The following is a 19,501-nucleotide window of genomic DNA, read 5'->3' as shown; positions in this document are numbered from 1 at the left end:
ACGCCATTGCTCGTCCGCGGCCCAGATCGCGTCATTGTCTTTTGGCCACGGAGACTCGATCTAGCGGCCCTATGTCCCGCGTCCGCGTCATCCTCCTCAATGCAGCGCTCGGCCCGCTCGATTACCGCCTGCCGCACGGGATGAGCGCGGAACCGGGCTCGATCGTGCTCGCGCCGCTCGGGCCGCGGCAGATGACGGGCGTCGTCTGGGAGCCGGATCGCGCCGGCGCCGAGGAAGTCGGCGACAACCGCCTGCGCCCGCTGCTCCAGATCTACGACCTGCCGCCGCTGTCCGAGACGCTGCGGCGGCTTATCGACTGGACGTCGGATTATTATCTGGCGCCGCTCCCCTCGGTGCTGCGCATGACCCTCGCCTCGGCCAGCGCGCTAGATGGCGCCCGCACCGTCACCGAATATCGCTCGACCGGCCTCGTCCCCGACCGGCTCACGCCGCAGCGCCAGCAGGCACTGGAGCGGATCGAAGGCCGGCAGGGGCTGGTCCGCGAGCTCGCTCTCGCCGCCGACGTGTCCGACGGTGTGATCCGCGGCCTGGTGAAGTCCGGCGCGATCGAAGCGATAGAGGTCTCGGTCGACGACCCCTTCCCCCGGCCCGATCCCAACCATCACCCGCCTCGCCTCGAACAGGCGCAGCGCGAGGCAGCCCGCGACTTCGTGCTGGCGGTGCAGAATGCCGAGTTCGCGCCGTTCCTGCTCGACGGCGTCACCGGGTCGGGCAAGACCGAAGTCTATTTCGAGGCGGTTGCCGAAGCGTTGCGCATGGGCAGCCAGACGCTCGTCCTCCTGCCCGAGATCGCGCTGACCGAGCCGTTCCTGAAGCGCTTCGCCGCGCGCTTCGGCTGCGAGCCGGTCGCCTGGCATTCGGGCCTCCGCCAGTCCCAGCGCCGCCGCGCCTGGCGCGCCATCGCCACCGGCGACGCCAAGGTGGTGGTCGGCGCCCGCTCCTCGCTGTTCCTGCCCTACAGCCAGCTCGGCCTGATCGTCGTCGACGAGGCGCATGAGACCAGCTTCAAGCAGGAGGACGGCGTCCAATATCATGCCCGCGACGTGGCGGTGATGCGCGCGAAGCTTGAGGCTGTGCCGGTCATCCTCGCCTCGGCCACGCCCGCCATCGAGACCCGCCACATGGCCGAGATCGGCGTCTACAGCGAGGTCAAGCTCCCCGCCCGCTTCGGAGGCGCCGAGATGCCGGACATCGCCGCCATCGACCTCCTCCAGGACCCGCCGCCCCGCGGCCGCTGGCTCGCGCCAACCCTGGTCGCCGAGCTTCAGGCCAATCTCGAACGCGGCGAGCAGTCTCTGCTCTTCCTCAACCGCCGCGGCTACGCGCCGCTCACCCTCTGCCGCCATTGCGGTCACCGTTTCCAATGCCCGAACTGCACCGCCTGGATGGTCGAGCACCGGCTCGTCCACCGCCTCGCCTGCCACCATTGCGGCCACATGATGCCCCCGCCCCACGCCTGCCCGGAGTGCAAGGAGGAGGACAGCCTCGTCCCCGTCGGTCCAGGCGTAGAGCGGATCGCGGACGAGGTGCACGCGCTGTTCCCGGACGCGCGGACCGCGGTCGTCACGTCCGACACGATCTGGTCGCCGGCCAAAGCGGCCGAGTTCGTCGCCCGAATGGAAGCCGGGGCGATCGACATCGTTGTCGGCACCCAACTCGTCACCAAGGGCTATCATTTCCCGAACCTGACCCTGGTCGGCGTGGTCGACGCCGATCTCGGTCTTTCGGGAGGCGACCTTCGTGCCGCCGAACGCAGCTTCCAGCAGATCAGCCAGGTCTCCGGCCGCGCCGGCCGCGGCGAGAAGCCGGGTCGCGTCCTCGTCCAGACCCACGAGCCATCCGCCCCCGTCATCGCCGCCCTCGTCGGCGGCGATGCCGAGGGTTTCTACGCCGCCGAGACGGAAGCGCGACGCGAGGCGGCCATGCCGCCCTTCGGCCGTCTCGCCGGCATCATCATCTCGTCGGAGGATCTCAGCGAGGCCACCGAGACGGCCCGCCTCATCGCCCGCACCGCACCTAAGGTGGAGAACATGGCCGTCTTCGGACCCGCCCCCGCGCCGCTCGCCATGCTGCGCGGCCGCCACCGCCAGCGCCTTCTCGTCCACGCCGCGCGCTCGCTGCCCGTGCAGGACATCATCCGCGACTGGCTCGGCAAGCTCGACTGGCCCCGCGGCGTACGCGTCGCCGTCGACGTGGATCCGTACAGCTTCCTCTAACCTGCCAAGCCTTGCGGCGAGGCACAGGTTGCAACCCGGACGACTTCGTGTAACTGGTTGCTACCGCTTGGTTTTAAGGGATGAAAACCGGTGAGGACGTTAATCAAGCTTGCTGCTCTCCTAATGGCCGTCGCCACGCCGGCTATGTCTCGAGCCGAATGGCGCGAGGCCACGACGAATCATTTCATCGTCTATTCCGAAGGCGGCGAGCAGGAACTGCGCGAATTCGCCGCGAAGCTCGAGAAGTTCGATTATGTGCTTCGCGCCTATCACAACGTGACTGCGCCGCCGAGCCCGATCAAGCTCAAGGTCTTCCTGCTGCCGACAATCGCCGCGGTCGGCCGGATGGCCGACGCCGACGGCGTGGCGGGCTATTACATTCCCGATGCCCGCGGGCTGATGATGGTGGGCACGCACGACACGGGACGGCGGCTCGGCAACGATGCCAGGACCGCCCGCGCCTATGCCGAGCTCGATGCCGAGGGCATCCTGCTCCACGAATATACACACCATTTCATGTATCAATATTTCCCCGCCACCTACCCCACCTGGTACAGCGAAGGCTTTGCGGAATTCTGGGGCGCGACCGATATCCTCGACAAGGATGTCGTCGAGATCGGCCTTCCGGCCAATAGTCGATTTCTTTCCTTCTCCTTCAATCGCTGGCTGCCGCTGGACAAGCTGCTCAAGGCGCAGAGCTATGCGGACGTGCCCGAAGTCGATCTGCTGTACGCTCAAGGGTGGCTCATGCTCCGCCACGCCTTCGAAAATCCTGAGCGGCGCAAGCAGATCCAGGTCTATCTGAACACGATCAACGGCGGCGCCACCTACGAACAGGCCGCCAAGGCCGCCTTTGGCGACGTCGGCGCCTATAATGACGAGCTGTTCGGCTATGCCGGGCGCGGCAAATTCTCGATCCTGCGCCTGCCGTTCAAGAAGATCGACGTGGGTCCGATCGCGGTTCGCGAGCTGCCGCCAGCCGAGGACGCCATGATGGCGCACTCGATCAAGCTTGCAGGGGGCATAACCCAGCGCGAGGCGGCGGAGGTCGCCGGCGAGGTGCGGCAGGCGGCGGCGCGCTTCCCCGAAGACCCCTTTGCCCTGGCGTTGCTGGCGGAGGCGGAGCGCCTGGCCGGCAATTCCGATGCCGCGGCGAAGGCAGCCGATCGGCTGCTCAGGATCGCGCCCAACGATCCCCGCGGTCTGGTCCAGAAAGGGCTCGCCGAAGTCTCACGGCTGCAGGCGACCTCCTCCGCGGACGCCCAGGCCTGGACCGCAGCGCGCCAGTATCTGGTGCGCGCCGTCAAGGCGGCGCCCAACGATCCGATCGCGCTTGAGGCTTTCTATGACAGCCATGCCGGCCCCGGCAGGCTCGCTCCGGACGACGCGCAGGCAGCCCTCTACCAGGCGATGGAGCTCGCGCCGAGCGATGCCGATCTGCGCTACAAGGTGGCGGCGGATTTCGAGCAGCGAAACATGATCGAAGATGCGATCGCCATCATCCGTCCGGCGGCCTACAGGCTGCCGCATCGCGAAACCGAAAAGCAGCGGAAGCGACGCCTGGAGCTCGAAGAAAAATATCGGGGGGCCGGCGAGGTCAAGCGCGAGACCGCACGCGACATGCTGCGGCGGCTGGAAGGCAAGCGCGCACAGAATAAGGCCGCCTGACGGCCGATCTCGCGGGCGCTTGCCGCGGCCGTGCGTGTGAGAATGATGCTCCGGGACCGCCTAGGTTCGGAGTGCAAATAGATGTTACAGCTCCATCGGGATGAGTGATACAGTGAGGATGCTATTCGGAATCGCAGCTCTGCTGCTCGCACTGGCCTTTCCAGCCGTCGGTGAGGCGAAGTGGCGCCAGGCGAGTTCGACGCACTTCGTCATCTATTCGGAGGAAAGTCCGGACTCGCTCAGGAAGTTCGCCGAGCGGCTCGAGCGCTACGATTCGGCGATGCGCTTCATCCGCGGGCTCGCCGATTACGACCCCGGCGCCGCCAACCGCCTCACCATCTACGTCGTGCCGGACCTCGGCACGGTGCGGCGGCTGCACGGCAGGGGGAGCGGCAGCATCGCGGGCTTCTACGTTCCGCGTGCCGGCGGATCGATCGCGATCGTGCCCAGGCGAGGCCTCGGCGGCGGCCAGAACGCCCTCGACGAGGAAGGCGTGCTGCGCCACGAATATGCCCATCATTTCATGTTCGAAAATTATCCGGTCGCCTTCCCGTCCTGGTATATCGAGGGTTTCGCCGAGTTCCACGCAACCTCCGAGTTCGAGGATGACGGCAGCGTCGGCATCGGCCGCCCGGCCCTTCACCGTGCCTATGGCCTGATGAGCGGCAATCCGCTGCCGCTCGACAAGATGATGGCGCTCGGCAACGAGCGGCTGCGGCCCGATCAGCTCGAGGCCATTTACGGCCGCGGCTGGCTGCTCACCCACTATCTGACTTTCAACGAGCAGCGCCGGCCGCAGCTCGGCAAATATTTGAAGGCGCTGAACAGCGGCAAGACCGGGACGGAAGCCGCGACCGCCGCTTTCGGCGACCTCCAGCTGCTCCAGCGCGAGGTCGACAGATACATGATGCAGCGGCGCATGTCGTATATGAAGATCCCGCCCGCGAAGCTGAAGACCGGCCGGATCGACGTGCGTGAACTGAGCGCCGGCGAGGACGCCGTTATGGACCTCAAGATCCGCTCCAGGCGCGGCGTCGACGACAAGCAGGCGCGCGAGCTGCTGCCGCTGATGCGCAAGGCCGCCGCGCCCTTCCCGAACGATGCCGCGGTCCAGGTGACGCTGGCGGAGGCGGAGTTCGACGCTGGCCAGTATAAGGAGGCGATCGCCGCCGCCGACCGCGCCCTGGCGGCCGACCCGAAGTCGATCGACGCCTTGCTCTACAAGGGCCGGGCGATGCTGGCGCTGGCCAGGGATTCAAGCGAGAAGGCGAAGGCCGTCGCCGAGGCGCGCAAGCTGTTCGCCGCCGCCAATCGGCTCGACCCGGACGATCCGGAGCCGCTGATCCTCTTCTACAACAGCTATTTCGCGGGCGACGCGAAGCCCACCGCCAATGCGGTGATGGGGCTGAACCATGCCTTCCAGCTCGCGCCCCAGGACCGCGGCCTCAGGATGATGGTCGCGCGCCAGTATCTCGTCGACGGCAAGGCCCAGGAGGCGCGCCACGTGCTCGGGCCGATCGCCTTCGATCCGCATTCGGGCGGCATGGGCGCGGTCGCCGCGGCGATCATCGCTTCTCTCGACAAGGGCGGCGCCGCGGCGGCGCTCCAGCGCTTCGATACACCCGCTTCCGAAGAAGAAGCTGCGAAGGACCCTGCCTAGGCGTCGGAGCCGGCCTCCCAGCCCTCCCGCTCGAGCAGTGCCGCCTTTCGCTGCAGCCCGTAAGCGAAGCCGCCCGGCGAGCCGTCGCCGCGGCGGGCGCGGTGGCACGGGATGAGCACGGCGATGTTGTTCGCGCCGCAGGCCGAACCCGCCGCCCGCGCCGCGCCCGGCTTGCCCGCCCGCACCGCCAAGGCTGCATAGCTCAGGCTCTCGCCCGGAGGAATGCGGCTCAGCTCCCGCCACACCGCCTGCTGGAAGGCCGTTCCGCGCACGTCGAGCGGCAGGTCGTGCGGTCGCTCCGGCGCCTCGACCGCCGCCGCCGCGCCTGCCACCAAAGCCGCCATCGCCTCGCCTCCCCGCTCGATCGTCGCGTGGGGGAAGCGGGCGCGAAGCTCGTTTTCGCCCTCGTCGAACGAAAGCCGGCAGATGCCGCGCTCCGTCGCCGCCACCAGCATCGTGCCCAGCGAGGTTTCCGCCGTCGCCCAGCGGATCGTCTCGTCGCGCCCGCCGTCGCGCCAGGCCGTCGGCGTCATGCCGAGCCGCGCCTTCGCATCGGCGTAGAAGCGCCCCGGCCCTGAATAGCCGGCGTCATAGATCGCATCGGTCACCCTCCCATTCTGCTCGAGGCTGCGGGCCATGCTCTCGGCGCGCTTGCCGCGTGCATACGCCGCCGGCGTCACTCCGGTCGCGCGCTTGAACAGGCGATGGAAATGGTGCGGCGAATAGCCGGCGACCTCCGCCAGCGCCTCCAGCGGGGGCGGCTCCTCCGCCCGTTCCAGGAGCCGGAACACCTTGTCCAGCGCCGCCGCCTCACGGCTGACCTCATCCGGCCTGCACCTGAGGCACGGCCTCAGCCCGGTAGCGGCCGCCTCCGCTCCCGTGGCAAAGAAGCGCACATTCTCGCGCTTCGGATGCCTCGCCGCGCAGGAGGGGCGGCAATAGATGCCGGTCGTCAGCACGCCGGTGACGAACCTGCCGTCCGCCGCCCGGTCGCGCGCCATCACCCGAGTCCAGGCCAACTCCTCGTCGATCGGAGAGAGCTGCGGCCTTGCTGCAGTCGCCATCGTCAGTTCCTCTCCACTCGCGCCAGGAAGCAGCCGACAGCCGCATTATGCGCGTGGATGCTCGCAATCTCCGGCCGCTCGAACAGCTCCCGGATCCGCGCATCGGCCTCACCCGGCATCGCCAGCAGCCCCCCGCGCAGCATCCCCTCGGCATTGAACCCGCGCAGGCCCAGCGTCCTCTTGTCCAGCAAAGCCGGAACCTCATCCCTATAGCATGGCGGTTCCCCCGCCGCCTCCCTCACGTAGATGGCGTAAGCCGTGCGAAACGGCGTCGGCACGTCATGGCTGACATAGTTGAGCAGGATCAGGCCCTCTCCGGGCTCCGCATCCTCCAGCGTCACCCGGCACGGAAAGCCTGTCGGCGAATCAGCCCTCACCCTCCGCGCGTTGCGCCGGGCAAGCTCCTCCTCGCCAAGCTCGAACAATGGCTCGAACTCCTGCCGTGCCAATCCTGAGATTCTGTAGGCCATGACCAAATCCTTCCGCCGCCCTGATGACGCATCTTGATAGCCGTCGCGTCCCGCGCCTTGCTTTCAAAGCATTTGCGGCGCTCCGCAGCGGTTGCATCCGGTGGAAGCCCCTGCTAACGGCGCGCCGACCCACAGGAGGCCCGCAGCGGCCTCTTTTCGCATGGGCAAATATCCGATCTGGGAGTTAGGGCGCGCGTGGAGAATTCCGGCGGCATTCAGGCAAGTTTGGCGGGTCGTTACGCGACCGCTCTGTTCGAGCTGGCGCGTGACGAGAAGCAGCTGGAAGCGGTCGGCGCGAGCCTCGCGACGCTGCGGCAGGCGCTCGCCGATTCGGACGATTTCCGCGAGCTGACCACCAGTCCTTTGGTGTCGCGCGACCAGGCGACTTCCGCCGTTGCGGCGACGTCAAAGTCGATGCGGCTCGATCCGATCACCAGCAACTTCGTCGGCGTGCTCGCCCAGAACCGCCGCCTGGCGCAGCTCCCTCAGGTCATCCGCGCCTTCAACATGCTCGCCGCCAATCATCGCGGCGAGACGACGGCCGAAGTCACCTCCGCCCACCCGCTCAGCGACGACCAGGTCGCGGCGCTCCGGCAGAATCTCCGCACCCGCATCGGCCGCGACGTCGCCGTCGATCTCAGCGTCGATCCCGCCATTCTCGGCGGCCTCGTCGTCAAGATCGGCAGCCAGATGATCGACGGCTCAATCCGCACCAAATTGAACTCCCTCGCTCACGCGATGAAAGGCTGAAAATGGACATCCGCGCCGCAGAAATTTCCAAGGTCATCCGCGACCAGATCGCCAGCTTCGGCACCGAAGCGCAGGTCAGCGAAGTCGGCACCGTGCTCTCCGTCGGCGACGGCATCGCCCGCATCCACGGCCTCGACAATGTTCAGGCCGGCGAGATGATCGCCTTCCCCGGCGGCATCCAGGGCATGGCCCTGAACCTCGAGGCCGACAATGTCGGCGCCGTGATCTTCGGCAATGACAGCGCCATCAAGGAAGGCGACACCGTTCGCCGCACCGGCACCATCGTCGACGTTCCGGTCGGCAAGGGCCTGCTCGGCCGCGTGGTCGACGGTCTTGGCAACCCGATCGACGGCAAGGGCCCGATCGAGTCCACCGAGCGCCGCCGCGTTGAGGTGAAGGCGCCCGGCATCATCCCGCGCAAGTCGGTGCACGAGCCGGTCCAGACCGGCCTCAAGGCGCTCGACGCGCTCGTCCCGGTCGGCCGCGGCCAGCGCGAGCTGATCATCGGCGACCGTCAGACCGGCAAGTCGGCCGTCGCGCTCGACACCTTCATCAACCAGAAGACGGCCAATGCCGGCGACGACGAGTCGAAGAAGCTCTATTGCATCTACGTCGCCGTCGGTCAGAAGCGCTCCACCGTCGCCCAGATCGTTCGCGCGCTTGAAGAGAATGGCGCGATGGAATATTCCATCGTCGTCGCCGCGACCGCGTCCGAGCCGGCCCCGCTGCAGTTCCTGGCGCCCTACACCGGCTGCACGATGGGCGAGTATTTCCGCGACAACGGCATGCACGCCGTCATCGTCTACGACGATCTGTCCAAGCAGGCCGTCGCCTACCGCCAGATGTCGCTGCTGCTGCGCCGTCCGCCGGGCCGCGAAGCTTATCCGGGCGACGTCTTCTACCTCCACTCGCGCCTGCTCGAACGCGCCGCGAAGATGAACGAGGATAACGGATCGGGCTCGCTGACCGCGCTGCCGATCATCGAGACGCAGGCGGGCGACGTGTCGGCCTACATTCCGACCAACGTCATCTCGATCACCGACGGCCAGATCTTCCTCGAGACCGAGCTCTTCTACCAGGGCATCCGCCCGGCCATCAACGTCGGCCTCTCGGTGAGCCGCGTCGGCTCGGCCGCGCAGACCAAGGCGATGAAGAAGGTCGCCGGCTCGATCAAGCTGGAGCTCGCCCAGTATCGCGAGATGGCCGCCTTCGCCCAGTTCGGCTCGGACCTCGATGCCTCGACTCAGCGCCTCCTCAACCGCGGCGCGCGCCTGACCGAGCTCCTGAAGCAGCCGCAGTTCAACCCGATGCCGGTCGAAGAGCAGGTCGTCTCGATCTTCGCGGGCGTGAACGGCTTCCTCGACACGGTGCCGGTCAACCAGGTGGTCCGCTTCGAGAGTTCGCTGCTCAGCCACATGCGCAACGAGCATGCTGGGGTCCTGGGCAAGATCCGCGACACCAAAACGCTCGACGACGACACGGCCGGTCAGCTCAAGACCATCGTCGGCGATTTCGCCAAGTCGTTCGGCTAAGGGATAGCGGGACGTGGCCAGCCTCAAGGCGCTCAAAGGGCGGATCGCGTCGGTCAAGTCGACGCAGAAGATCACCAAGGCGATGAAGATGGTCGCCGCGGCCAAGCTGCGGCGCGCCCAGCAGGCGGCCGAGGCCGGCCGCCCCTATGCGCAGCGCCTCGAAGGCGTGATGGCGAGCCTCGCCGGCAAGGTGGTGATCGGCCCGCAAAGCCCAAAGCTGCTGGCCGGCACCGGCAAGCAGGACACGCACCTGCTCGTCGTCGCCACCTCCGACCGCGGCCTCGCGGGTGCGTTCAATTCGAACATCGTTCGCGCCGCCCGCAAGGCCGCCGACGAGCTCCAGCGCCAGGGCAAGACGGTCTATTTCTACCTTGTCGGCCGCAAGGGCCGCGCGGTCATCCAGCGCCTCTTCCCGAAGCAGATCGTCCATCAATACGACACCAGCGCGATAAAGCAGGTGAGCTTCGCCGACGCCCAGGCGATCGCGAACGACATCGTCGACCGCTACACGACCGACGGCATCGACGTCGTCCACCTCTTCTACGCCCGCTTCCAGTCGGCCCTCGTCCAGGAACCGACCCAGCAGCAGATCATCCCGGTGCCGTTTGGCGGGGAGGTGTCAGGTTCGTCAGCTTCAGGCGTCAGCGCAGCGGTCGAATATGAGCCGGGCGAAGAGGAGATCCTGACCGAACTCCTCCCGCGCAACGTCGCCGTGCAGATCTTCCGCGCCCTCCTCGAAAATGCCGCGTCCGAACAAGGCAGCCGCATGACCGCAATGGACAACGCGACCCGCAACGCCGGCGACATGATCAACCGGCTGTCGATCCAGTACAACCGCACCCGCCAGGCCGCGATCACGACCGAGCTGGTGGAAATCATCTCCGGCGCCGAAGCGCTCTAAGAATCAGAAGGCAAGGAAACGCAAATGCTTGAGCCTGAAGTCGTCACCATGGAGCGCAAGTCCGCTCCGGCCACCACCAACAATGTCGGCCGCGTCAGCCAGGTGATCGGCGCCGTCGTCGACGTCAGCTTCGACGGCAACCTGCCCGAGATCCTCTCGGCGCTCGAGACCGACAATAACGGCAGCCGTCTCGTCCTCGAGGTCGCCCAGCATCTCGGCGAGAACACGGTTCGCACGATCGCAATGGATTCGACCGACGGCCTCACCCGCGGCCAGGCCGTGATGGACACCGGCTCGCAGATCCGCGTCCCCGTCGGCCCGATGACGCTCGGCCGAATCATGAACGTCGTCGGCGAGCCGATCGACGAGCGCGGTCCCATTGGCCACAGCGAGACCGCCCCGATCCACGCCGAGGCCCCGCTCTTCGTCGACCAGTCGACCGAGACCGCCATCCTCGTCACCGGCATCAAGGTGATCGACCTTCTCGCCCCCTACGCCAAGGGCGGCAAGATCGGCCTGTTCGGCGGCGCCGGCGTCGGCAAGACCGTGCTCATCCAGGAGCTGATCAACAACATCGCCAAGGGCCATGGCGGCACCTCGGTGTTCGCGGGCGTCGGCGAGCGCACTCGCGAGGGCAACGACCTCTATCACGAGTTCCTCGAAGCCGGCGTCATCGCCAAGGACGAGGCCGGCAACCCAACCCCTGAAGGCTCGAAGGTCGCCTTGGTGTTCGGCCAGATGAACGAACCGCCGGGGGCCCGCGCCCGCGTCGCCCTGTCGGGTCTGACCCAGGCGGAATATTTCCGCGACGTCGAAGGCCAGGACGTGCTCTTCTTCGTCGACAACATTTTCCGCTTCACCCAGGCGGGCTCGGAAGTGTCGGCGCTGCTCGGCCGTATCCCTTCGGCGGTGGGCTACCAGCCGACCCTGTCGACCGACATGGGCGCGCTGCAGGAGCGGATCACCTCGACCAACAAGGGCTCGATCACCTCGGTGCAGGCGATCTACGTCCCCGCGGACGATCTGACCGATCCGGCTCCGGCCACCTCCTTCGCCCACCTCGATGCCACGACCGTGCTGTCGCGCGCCATTTCCGAGCTCGGCATCTACCCGGCGGTCGATCCGCTCGACTCCACGTCGCGCGTGCTGACGGCGCGGACCGTCGGCCAGGAGCATTACGACACGGCGCGTGCCGTCCAGGAGACGCTGCAGAAATATAAGTCGCTGCAGGACATCATCGCCATCCTCGGCATGGACGAGCTGAGCGAAGAGGACAAGCTGACCGTCAGCCGCGCGCGGAAGATCCAGCGCTTCCTTTCCCAGCCCTTCCACGTCGCCGAGGTCTTCACCGGCATCTCGGGCAAGTTCGTCCAGCTGGAAGACACCGTCCGCTCGTTCAAGGCGGTGGTCAGCGGCGAATATGACCACCTCCCGGAAGCCGCCTTCTACATGGTCGGCGGCATCGAAGAGGCGGTCGAGAAGGCCCAGCGCCTCGCGGCGGAAGCGGCATAAGCATGCCGCTCCACTTCGAGCTGGTCACGCCCGAGCGCCTCGTCCGCTCCGAGGACGTCCACATGGTGGTCGTCCCCGGCAGCGAGGGCGATTTCGGCGTGCTGGAGGGCCACGCCCCCTTCATGTCGACGATCCGCAACGGCGAGCTCGCCATCTACCGCGCCGGCATGAGCGGCGAGCCTGAGCGGATCGCGATCGAAGGCGGCTTCGCCGAAGTCAACGACCGTGGCCTTACGGTGCTGGCTGAGCGCGCCGACGTTCCTGCCTAAGGCCGCTTGAACGTCCAGCTCTGGGCGCGACTGCCATCGAGCAACGATACGGTCGCGACCAGCGCTTCCCCCTCCAGCCGATAGCTGATCCGCTGCGGATGGTCGTGCGCCGGGTTCTCGAACACGGCTTCCCCCTTGCCGCCCTTCACGAGCGCGAAGCGCACCGCCGGTGCGCCGCCCGGCATACCGAAGAAGGCGATCTTTCCCTCCTTATCGGCCATGATCCGCATGTGCTCGAACGCGCCGGCCTTGTCGCCGCGCCCTGAGAAGCCGGCCCCGATCATGATTCCGCCTCTTGGCGGCGTCCACCATTCCTCGGTCCACCGGTCGCCGTCGCGGCTCACCCAGGCGCCGCTCAGCCAGGCAAGATCCTTGACCTCGGGCGCCGCGGCCTGGGCGGAAAGAGCGAGCCAGGCGGCGGCAATGAAGATCGTGCGCATCGTACGTCCTCCCCTCGCCGCCACATAGCATGAGTCAGTCGGGCGTGCCCTCCGCCGCCCGCGGCGCCCTCTGGCTTCGCCAGAGCCACAACCCGCCGGCGATGATCAGCGCTGCGCCGCCGAGCGTCACCGTGTCGGGAGCGTCGCCGAACCACAGCCAGCCGAGCAGGGTCGCCATCATGATCTGCACATATGTCGTCGGCGCGATTACCGCCGCGCTCGCCCGCACCGTCGCCGCATAGAGCAGCAGGTGACCGACCGACGCGAGGCAGGCCACCGCCGCGCATTTCAGCACGATTACTGCGCTCGGTGCCGGCACCGCGAAGCCCGGGCCTGCCGTCAGCGACAGAAAGGTGGCCGCCAGGATCAGGAAGGGCGCCGCGAGGATCGCAAGCACGAACTGCATCACGAGCACGGGCGCGTCACCCGCCGTCTTTCGGTTGAACATAATCAGCCAGCTCATCCCAAACGCCGCGCCGAGCGGGTAGAAGGCGGTCACGCCGAGCTCCAGCACGTTGGGCCTAAGCACCACCAGCACGCCGACAAAGGCAAGAAGGGTAGCGCCCGCCGCCGCCATCGGCACCCGCTCGCGCAGCACGATCCCGGACAGCAGGGCGGTCATGATCGGGCTGGTGAACTGGATCGCGGTCGCGTCGGCCAGCGGCATCGACATGACGCCGAGGAAGAAGCAGATCGTCGCCAGGCTCACCGCCGCGGCGCGACCCACCTGCAGCCAAGGCCGCGGCAGGAGGAAGCCCGCGCGTCCATGCATGATCGCCACCGCGACCCCCAGGCCGAGTGCGCCGAACGAATAACGCAAGGCGGAGACTGCCGGCGCCGGCCACTGCCCGGCCATCGACTTCACGATCCCGTCGCCGACCGACATGATCGTGAACCCGGTCAGCGCCATCAGCAAGGATGTCCCGACGCCGCCTTGCCGCACCCTTAACCCTTCTCCGTCACCGTCGCGAAAGCGGGATACCCGCTACCTGCCCTCGTATCGCCGGGCACCGCTTTCGCGGGGATGGCAGGCCGAGGCAAGCGCAGGCCTCGGGCGGGTTAGGACATTGTCAAAGTTTCCCTCTTATTCACCTTCGCAACTGTGATTTCAGGCGGATAAGCGAGGTCAGCGCGACATGAGTGCTTTTGGACGGCGGCCCGGAGCCGGTGGATCCTCAGGTCAACGCCCTTCCTTCGGCGTCGCCCGTCCGATGAAGAGCGGCGCCCCCGCGCCTGCCTCGCCGACCGCCGAAATCACCGGCGGCGAGCAATTCCCGCCGATCGAGAGCCTGCCCGAAGAGATTGGCGCGCTGGAGCCTGCTCCGGGCGATGCCATGTCGCGTCTCCACGACCGCATGGCTGCACCGGCCGATCAGGGCCTGTCCAAGACCGAGGGCTTCGAAGCCTCGATCCACCGCATCAAGGAGCAGGTGCTTCCCCGCCTCCTGGAACGCGTCGATCCCGAAGCCGCCGCGACGCTCAGCAAGGATGAGCTCGCCGAGGAATTCCGCCCGATCATCGGCGAGGTGCTCGCCGAGCTCAAGATCAACCTCAACCGCCGGGAGCAGTTCGCGCTCGAAAAGGTGCTGGTCGACGAGTTGCTGGGCCTCGGCCCGTTGGAAGAGCTGCTGAACGATCCTGAAGTCTCGGACATCATGGTCAACGGCCCCAACCAGACCTTCATCGAAAGGAAGGGCAAGCTCACCCTCGCGACCATCCAGTTCCGCGACGAGGAGCATCTTTTCCAGATCGCCCAGCGGATCGTGAACAAGGTCGGCCGCCGCGTCGACCAGACCACCCCGCTCGCCGACGCCCGCCTGATGGACGGCTCCCGCGTCAACGTCATCGTCCCGCCCTTGAGCCTCAAGGGCACCGCCATCTCGATCCGTAAGTTCTCCGAGAAGCCGATCACGCTCGATATGATGAAGGGCTTCGGCTCGATGTCGGACAAGATGGCGACCTGTTTGAAGATCGCCGGCGCCAGCCGCTTCAACATCGTCATCTCGGGCGGCACCGGCTCGGGCAAGACGACTATGCTCAATGCCCTTTCCAAGCTGATCGACCCGGGCGAGCGCGTCATCACGATCGAGGACGCGGCCGAGCTCCGACTGCAGCAGCCGCACTGGCTGCCGCTCGAAACCCGCCCGCCCAACCTCGAAGGCCAGGGCGCGATCACCATCCGCGACCTCGTCGTCAACGCGCTGCGTATGCGCCCGGACCGCATCATCCTCGGCGAAATCCGCGGCGCCGAGTGTTTCGACATGCTCGCCGCCATGAACACCGGCCATGACGGCTCGATGTGCACGCTCCACTCCAACTCCCCGCGCGAGTGCCTCGCCCGTATGGAGAACATGGTGATGATGTCGGACATCAAGGTCCCGAAGGAGGCCATCTCCCGCCAGATCGCCGACTCGGTCGACCTCATCGTGCAGGTGAAGCGCCTCCGCGACGGCACCCGCCGCACCACCAACATCACCGAAGTGATCGGCATGGAAGGCGACGTCATCGTCACCCAGGAGCTGTTCAAGTTCGAGTATCTGGACGAGAGCGCCGATGGCAAGATCATCGGCGAATACCGCTCGATGGGCCTGCGCCCCTACACGCTCGAAAAAGCCAAGCAGTTCGGCTTCGACCAGCCTTATCTGGAGGCGTGCCTCTAAGGCGCATCCGCACGCGGCAGGCCGAAGCGCGATGTGGGGAAGCAAGTCCCACCACGCTCTAATCCACTAATGCCCTCCCGCTGCTGAATTCCTCACGCTTTCAGCGCGAAGGCGGCAACCACAGCGGCGATCAGCATCGCCAGGATCTGGACCAGCGGCCACGGCACCAGCCCCGGCCGATCGAGGTCGCGGCGGCGCGTGCGGCGGCGGTCCGCGAGCGCGGCAACCAGCGCCACCGCTGCGGCCGTGCCGGCGCCGGTCCAGAGCGCGGCTTGCGTGGTCATCGGCTCTGGGTCATGAACATGGCGACACGCCCTTGGAGGAGAGGACAAGAATGCGCCAGACCCTGAAGCTCGCCATGCTCGCGGCAACCGCGATGCTGGTTGCCGCCCCGGCCGCTTCTCAGCAGCAGGACCGGCCCGCCGCCAAGCGCGGCGGCTGGCACGAGTCGCTCCGCGCCGCGATCGCCTCGGATCAGCGCACCGCCGCCAACGTCGCCCGCGATCGCTACCGGCACCCGTACGAGACCCTCGCCTTCTTCGGCATCGAGCCGGACGACACGGTCGTCGAGATCTGGCCGGGCGGCGGCTGGTATACCGAGATCCTGGCTCCCTATCTGGCGAATAGCGGCACCTATTATGGCGCGGCTCCCGCCGGCCGGGGCACCGAGCGCTTCCAGCAGTTCATCGCCGGCAAGCCGGACGCCTACGGCAAGGCGAAGATGGCGACATTCCCGCTACTCGCCGCCGGCGGCACGGCCGTGCCGGAGGGCAGCGCCGACGTCGTCCTCACCTTCCGCAACGTCCACAACTGGATGGGCTCGGAAGGCGCGCAGCCGGTGGCGCCCGAGGCCTTCCGCCAGATCTACCGGATGCTCAAGCCGGGCGGCGTGCTCGGCATCGTCGACCACCGCCTGCCGGAAAGCGCCGATGCCGCGCGCGAGCGGTCGAGCGGCTATCTTAAGACATCGACCGTGCGGCGCCTGGCCGAGGAGGCCGGCTTCCGCTTCGTCGCCTCCTCAGAGGTCAATGCCAATCCGAAGGACACGGCCGACTGGGCCGACGGCGTGTGGACGCTCCCGCCGGTGCTTCGGAAGGGCGACGTCGACCGCGACAAATATCTCGCCATCGGCGAGAGCGACCGCATGACGCTGAAGTTCGTGAAGCCGGCGACGGCCAACGCGATCATGCGCTAAGGATTTTTCCCCGCCAGAGTCACCGTTCGTTTCGAGCGAAGTCGAGAAACATTGGCCGGGAGCAGAGCGCTTCTCGACTTCGCTCGAAGCGAACGGAGTGACTGATCAGCTCAAGTCGAAGCTGCCTTAGCGTTCGCTTTTGTGCACGCGGCCGTCCGCCATGACGAAGCCGACGCGCTTCAGCACGGTCACGTCCTGCAGCGGGTCGCCAGCAACCGCGATGATGTCGGCCTCCTTGCCGGGCTCGATCGTGCCGATCTCCCTGGCGAGGCCGAGCAGGTCGGCGGCGTTGACGGTGGCGGCCTGGATCGCGGTCGCCGGGGTCATGCCGTGCTTGACCATCAGCTCAAACTCGTCGGCATTGCGGCCGTGCTTGGAGACGCCGGCATCGGTGCCGAAGGCGATCCTGACCCCGGCCGGCACCGCCTTGCGCAGCGCGTCGCCGGTGATGCTGATCCGCCAGTCGATCTTGGCGCGGACGTCCGGCGGGTAGGCGTTGGGATTGGCGGCGATGCGCTCCAGATAGCCGTTCACCGTCGACAGCGTCGGCACGTAGTAGGCGCCGGTCTGCTTGAAGAGACGGATGCCCTCCGCGTCGAGCAGGGTGCCGTGCTCGATCGAATCCGCGCCCGCCCGCAGTGCGGTCACGATGCCATCAGCGCCGTGGGCGTGGACCGCCACCTTCTTCCCGTAGAGATGAGCGGTGTCGACGATCGCCTTGGCCTCGTCGTCGAACATCTGCTTGCCAAGGCCCGCGCCGATGCGGCTGTTGACGCCGCCGGTGGTGGCGATCTTGATGACGTCGACGCCGCGGCCGATCTGCCGGCGCACGACCTTGCGGCACTCCTCCGGACCGTCGCAGAGATTGTCGTGCGGAATGGCCGCGTGCAGGTCCTCTTCGACGCCGAGCCGTGCGTCCATATGCCCGGAGGTGGTCGAGATCGACTGACCGGCATCGACGATCCGGGGACCCGTCGCCCAGCCGCGGGCGATCGCGTCGCGCAGCGCCAGCGTCCCACCGGGATCGCCCAAATTGCGGACGGTCGTGAAGCCCGCATTCAACGTCTTCTGCGCGTTCCAGAGCGTCTCGTAGGCGCTCAGCTCCTCGCTCTCGGTGAAGCCAGCAATCAGGCCCTCATTGCCTGCCCGATCGGAGTCGAGATGGACGTGGCTGTCGATCAGGCCCGGCAGCACGAACCTGTCGGACAAGTCGATCAGCGTCGCGCCCGCCGGTGCGGGGACGTGACCGTCCCGCACCTCCGCGACGCGCCCGTTGCTGACGATGATCGTGGACGGCCCGCGCGGTGCCCTACCCGGCCGGTCGAGCAGCTGACCGGCATGGATGACGGTGACTTGCTGAGGCTGGGCCTGAGCAGCGGCTGCAGCCGGCATAACGGCCGCGACGCCGGCGAGAAAGGCAATCAAGCGCATCGAAGCGTCCCCTTTTTGCGCCAGCCTATTGCCGCGGCGCGGGAATGCAACGCCTCTACTTGGCGAGCTTCTCGACCTTGGCCTGGAGATCGGCGAGCTGCGCCTTCAGCCGCTCGATCTCGTCGTCTGGCGCCTTGGCCGGGGCGGGCTCCGCCTTGGCGCCCTTGCCGGCCGAAGCGGCGGTGAACAGATCCATGTTGCGCTTGGCGAGATCGGCGAAGGGGCCGCCAGCCAGCGCGCCGGCCATGGCGTCGCGGAACTGGGTCTGGTTGCGCTGGAATGCGTCGAGCGAGGCCTCGAGATATTGCGGCACCATCGCCTGCATGGAATCGCCGTACATCGCGATCAGTTGCCTGAGGAAGTTGACCGGCAGCATGGTCGTGCCGCGCGCTTCCTCCTCCATGATGATCTGGGTGAGGACGTTGTGGGTGATGTCCTCGCCGCTCTTGGCATCGACCACTTTGAACTCGCGCTTCTTGCGCACCATCTCGGCAAGATGCTCAAGGGTGATGTAGGTCGAGCTTTCAGTGTTATAGAGCCGCCGGTTGGCGTATTTCTTGATGATGACGACGTCGTCGCCAGCGGGCGCGGAGGCCATGGACAGTCCCCAGAATGACGTGGATTCGGCCCTAACACCAAAGCTTGCCGCACCGCAACACAAGCCCCGGCCGTTAACCCTCTTCCTGGAAATGCTGCGCAGCGAGACCGCAGCAGAGCCGCAGCGCATGGCGCGTGCTTTGGCCGGTCTGCGCGCGTATCAGGATGCCCCCCGAGAGCCGCCGCCGGAACCGATGCCGATCGTCGAGAGCGCCTGCGGAGCAATGCTACGCGACTATGGCGGGAGCGGTCCCGCAGTCCTTTTCGTGCCGTCGCTGATCAACCCGCCCAACGTGCTCGACCTCGGTGATCGTTCGCTTCTGCGCTGGCTTGCCGGCCGCGGGCACCGGGTGCTGATGCTCGACTGGGGCTGGGACGCCGAGGCCAGGCGCGGCATGGACATCGCGGATCATGTCGAGAAGATCGTCGTGCCGCTGGCGCGCGACCTCGGCGAGCCTCCTTCCCTCGTCGGCTATTGCCTCGGCGGCACGATGGCGATCGCGGCGGCTGCGCTCACGCCGCTACGCAGCGTCGCCGCCATAGCCGCGCCTTGGCGCTTCTCCGGCTTTCCGGGTGAGGCGCGGGCGATGCTCGCCGATCTCTGGCGTCGCTCCGAGCCAACCGCACACGCTCTCGGCGTGCTGCCGATGGAGGTGCTGCAGAGCGCGTTCTGGAGCCTGGATCCGACGAGGACCGTGGCCAAGTTCGAAGCCTTCGGTGAAATGAAGCCGGGGAGCGCAGAGGCCCGCACCTTCGTCACACTGGAGGATTGGGCGAATGATGGCCCGCCGATCAGCGAGGCGGCCGCCCGGGAGCTATTCGAGAGCTTCTTCTGCGAGGACCTGCCAGGCCGCGGCGCGTGGAGCGTCGGCGGCGTGAAGGTCGATCCCGCGGCCCTCCCCTGCCCGCTCCTCAACATCGTTTCGAACAGCGACCGGATTGTGCCGGCGGCCACGGCGGCGCCTGCCGGTGAACGTCTCGACCTCTCCCTCGGCCATGTCGGCATGGTCGTCGGCAGACGCGCGAAGGAGGTGCTTTGGGAGCCGCTGGAGCACTGGCTTTCCCGCTCCCGCTCTAGCTGATAGGGGCTCGCCCGACCCCTTGCCCCAGGAGAC

The 19,501-nt window shown here is 67.2% G+C and carries 18 protein-coding genes; 11 read left to right on the top strand and 7 right to left on the bottom strand.

Translation table 11 applies throughout. The annotated features are described in order from the left end of the window. Positions 1–71 precede the first annotated feature (71 nt). From AC5JBD_RS09235 to AC5JBD_RS09225, 3 genes are all read left to right on the top strand, one after another. Positions 72–2,237 (top strand): primosomal protein N', encoded by a 2,166-nt coding sequence (locus AC5JBD_RS09235; protein ID WP_495721502.1) that lies wholly within the window; start codon positions 72–74, stop codon positions 2,235–2,237. 144 nt (positions 2,238–2,381) lie between these two features. Beyond that, the gene (locus AC5JBD_RS09230; protein WP_495721501.1) at positions 2,382–3,905 is read left to right on the top strand and encodes a hypothetical protein; all 1,524 of its coding nucleotides are present in this window, start codon (positions 2,382–2,384) and stop codon (positions 3,903–3,905) included. Between the two features lie 118 nt (positions 3,906–4,023). Then, positions 4,024–5,565 (top strand): tetratricopeptide repeat protein, encoded by a 1,542-nt coding sequence (locus AC5JBD_RS09225; protein ID WP_495721991.1) that lies wholly within the window; start codon positions 4,024–4,026, stop codon positions 5,563–5,565. Here AC5JBD_RS09225 and ada read toward each other — a convergent pair. Both ada and AC5JBD_RS09215 read right to left on the bottom strand, forming a co-directional pair. Continuing rightward, on the bottom strand, positions 5,562–6,629 hold the full coding sequence (gene ada, locus AC5JBD_RS09220) for a bifunctional DNA-binding transcriptional regulator/O6-methylguanine-DNA methyltransferase Ada (RefSeq protein ID WP_495721500.1): 1,068 nt from the start codon (positions 6,627–6,629) through the stop codon (positions 5,562–5,564). The two genes, AC5JBD_RS09225 and ada, sit on opposite strands and share 4 nt — an antisense overlap. Before the next feature lie 2 nt (positions 6,630–6,631). Beyond that, positions 6,632–7,099, bottom strand: coding sequence for a DUF1203 domain-containing protein (locus tag AC5JBD_RS09215; RefSeq protein ID WP_495721499.1), 468 nt, complete (start codon positions 7,097–7,099; stop codon positions 6,632–6,634). 195 nt (positions 7,100–7,294) lie between these two features. Here AC5JBD_RS09215 and AC5JBD_RS09210 point away from each other — a divergent pair, with 195 nt between their 5' ends. From AC5JBD_RS09210 to AC5JBD_RS09190, 5 genes are read left to right on the top strand one after another with little or no spacing between them, the layout of a single operon-like run. Further along, a complete protein-coding gene (locus tag AC5JBD_RS09210) occupies positions 7,295–7,849 on the top strand; it encodes a F0F1 ATP synthase subunit delta (protein WP_495721498.1) in 555 nt (184 codons plus the stop codon). A gap of 2 nt (positions 7,850–7,851) precedes the next feature. Beyond that, positions 7,852–9,381 carry a F0F1 ATP synthase subunit alpha gene (gene atpA / locus AC5JBD_RS09205; RefSeq protein ID WP_495721497.1) on the top strand — a complete coding sequence of 510 codons (1,530 nt, stop codon included), beginning with the start codon at positions 7,852–7,854 and terminating at the stop codon, positions 9,379–9,381. A gap of 13 nt (positions 9,382–9,394) precedes the next feature. Further along, on the top strand, positions 9,395–10,282 hold the full coding sequence (locus AC5JBD_RS09200) for a F0F1 ATP synthase subunit gamma (protein WP_495721496.1): 888 nt from the start codon (positions 9,395–9,397) through the stop codon (positions 10,280–10,282). A gap of 48 nt (positions 10,283–10,330) precedes the next feature. After that, the gene (gene atpD, locus AC5JBD_RS09195; RefSeq protein ID WP_495721990.1) at positions 10,331–11,794 is read left to right on the top strand and encodes a F0F1 ATP synthase subunit beta; all 1,464 of its coding nucleotides are present in this window, start codon (positions 10,331–10,333) and stop codon (positions 11,792–11,794) included. Positions 11,795–11,796: 2 nt separating this feature from the next. Continuing rightward, positions 11,797–12,063: an ATP synthase F1 subunit epsilon gene (locus tag AC5JBD_RS09190; RefSeq protein ID WP_495721495.1), complete on the top strand. Its 267-nt coding sequence runs from the start codon at positions 11,797–11,799 to the stop codon at positions 12,061–12,063. Here AC5JBD_RS09190 and AC5JBD_RS09185 read toward each other — a convergent pair. Next, positions 12,060–12,503 (bottom strand): DUF6265 family protein, encoded by a 444-nt coding sequence (locus tag AC5JBD_RS09185; RefSeq protein ID WP_495721494.1) that lies wholly within the window; start codon positions 12,501–12,503, stop codon positions 12,060–12,062. The two genes, AC5JBD_RS09190 and AC5JBD_RS09185, sit on opposite strands and share 4 nt — an antisense overlap. A 34-nt stretch (positions 12,504–12,537) precedes the next feature. Next, positions 12,538–13,413 carry a DMT family transporter gene (locus tag AC5JBD_RS09180; protein ID WP_495721493.1) on the bottom strand — a complete coding sequence of 292 codons (876 nt, stop codon included), beginning with the start codon at positions 13,411–13,413 and terminating at the stop codon, positions 12,538–12,540. A 226-nt stretch (positions 13,414–13,639) separates the two neighbouring features. Here AC5JBD_RS09180 and AC5JBD_RS09175 point away from each other — a divergent pair, with 226 nt between their 5' ends. Further along, entirely contained in the window at positions 13,640–15,163 is a 1,524-nt protein-coding gene (locus AC5JBD_RS09175; RefSeq protein WP_495721492.1) for a TadA family conjugal transfer-associated ATPase, read from the top strand. 92 nt (positions 15,164–15,255) lie between these two features. Here the strand turns inward: AC5JBD_RS09175 and AC5JBD_RS09170 are convergent, their stop codons facing one another. Next, on the bottom strand, positions 15,256–15,447 hold the full coding sequence (locus tag AC5JBD_RS09170) for a hypothetical protein (protein WP_495721491.1): 192 nt from the start codon (positions 15,445–15,447) through the stop codon (positions 15,256–15,258). A 50-nt stretch (positions 15,448–15,497) separates the two neighbouring features. Here AC5JBD_RS09170 and AC5JBD_RS09165 point away from each other — a divergent pair, with 50 nt between their 5' ends. After that, the gene (locus AC5JBD_RS09165) at positions 15,498–16,358 is read left to right on the top strand and encodes a class I SAM-dependent methyltransferase (protein ID WP_495721490.1); all 861 of its coding nucleotides are present in this window, start codon (positions 15,498–15,500) and stop codon (positions 16,356–16,358) included. A 126-nt stretch (positions 16,359–16,484) separates the two neighbouring features. Here AC5JBD_RS09165 and AC5JBD_RS09160 read toward each other — a convergent pair whose 3' ends face one another. Both AC5JBD_RS09160 and phaR read right to left on the bottom strand, forming a co-directional pair. Further along, positions 16,485–17,789 carry a metal-dependent hydrolase family protein gene (locus AC5JBD_RS09160; RefSeq protein ID WP_495721489.1) on the bottom strand — a complete coding sequence of 435 codons (1,305 nt, stop codon included), beginning with the start codon at positions 17,787–17,789 and terminating at the stop codon, positions 16,485–16,487. A 55-nt stretch (positions 17,790–17,844) separates the two neighbouring features. Further along, positions 17,845–18,387 carry a polyhydroxyalkanoate synthesis repressor PhaR gene (phaR, locus tag AC5JBD_RS09155; RefSeq protein ID WP_495721488.1) on the bottom strand — a complete coding sequence of 181 codons (543 nt, stop codon included), beginning with the start codon at positions 18,385–18,387 and terminating at the stop codon, positions 17,845–17,847. A gap of 127 nt (positions 18,388–18,514) precedes the next feature. Here phaR and AC5JBD_RS09150 point away from each other — a divergent pair, with 127 nt between their 5' ends. Beyond that, entirely contained in the window at positions 18,515–19,468 is a 954-nt protein-coding gene (locus AC5JBD_RS09150) for an alpha/beta fold hydrolase (protein WP_495721487.1), read from the top strand. Positions 19,469–19,501: the final 33 nt, after the last annotated feature.

The sequence above is a fragment of the Allosphingosinicella sp. genome, assembly GCF_059502505.1.
Note: the sequence above shows the minus strand (reverse complement) of the source record. Positions and strands in the feature narration are given on the sequence as shown.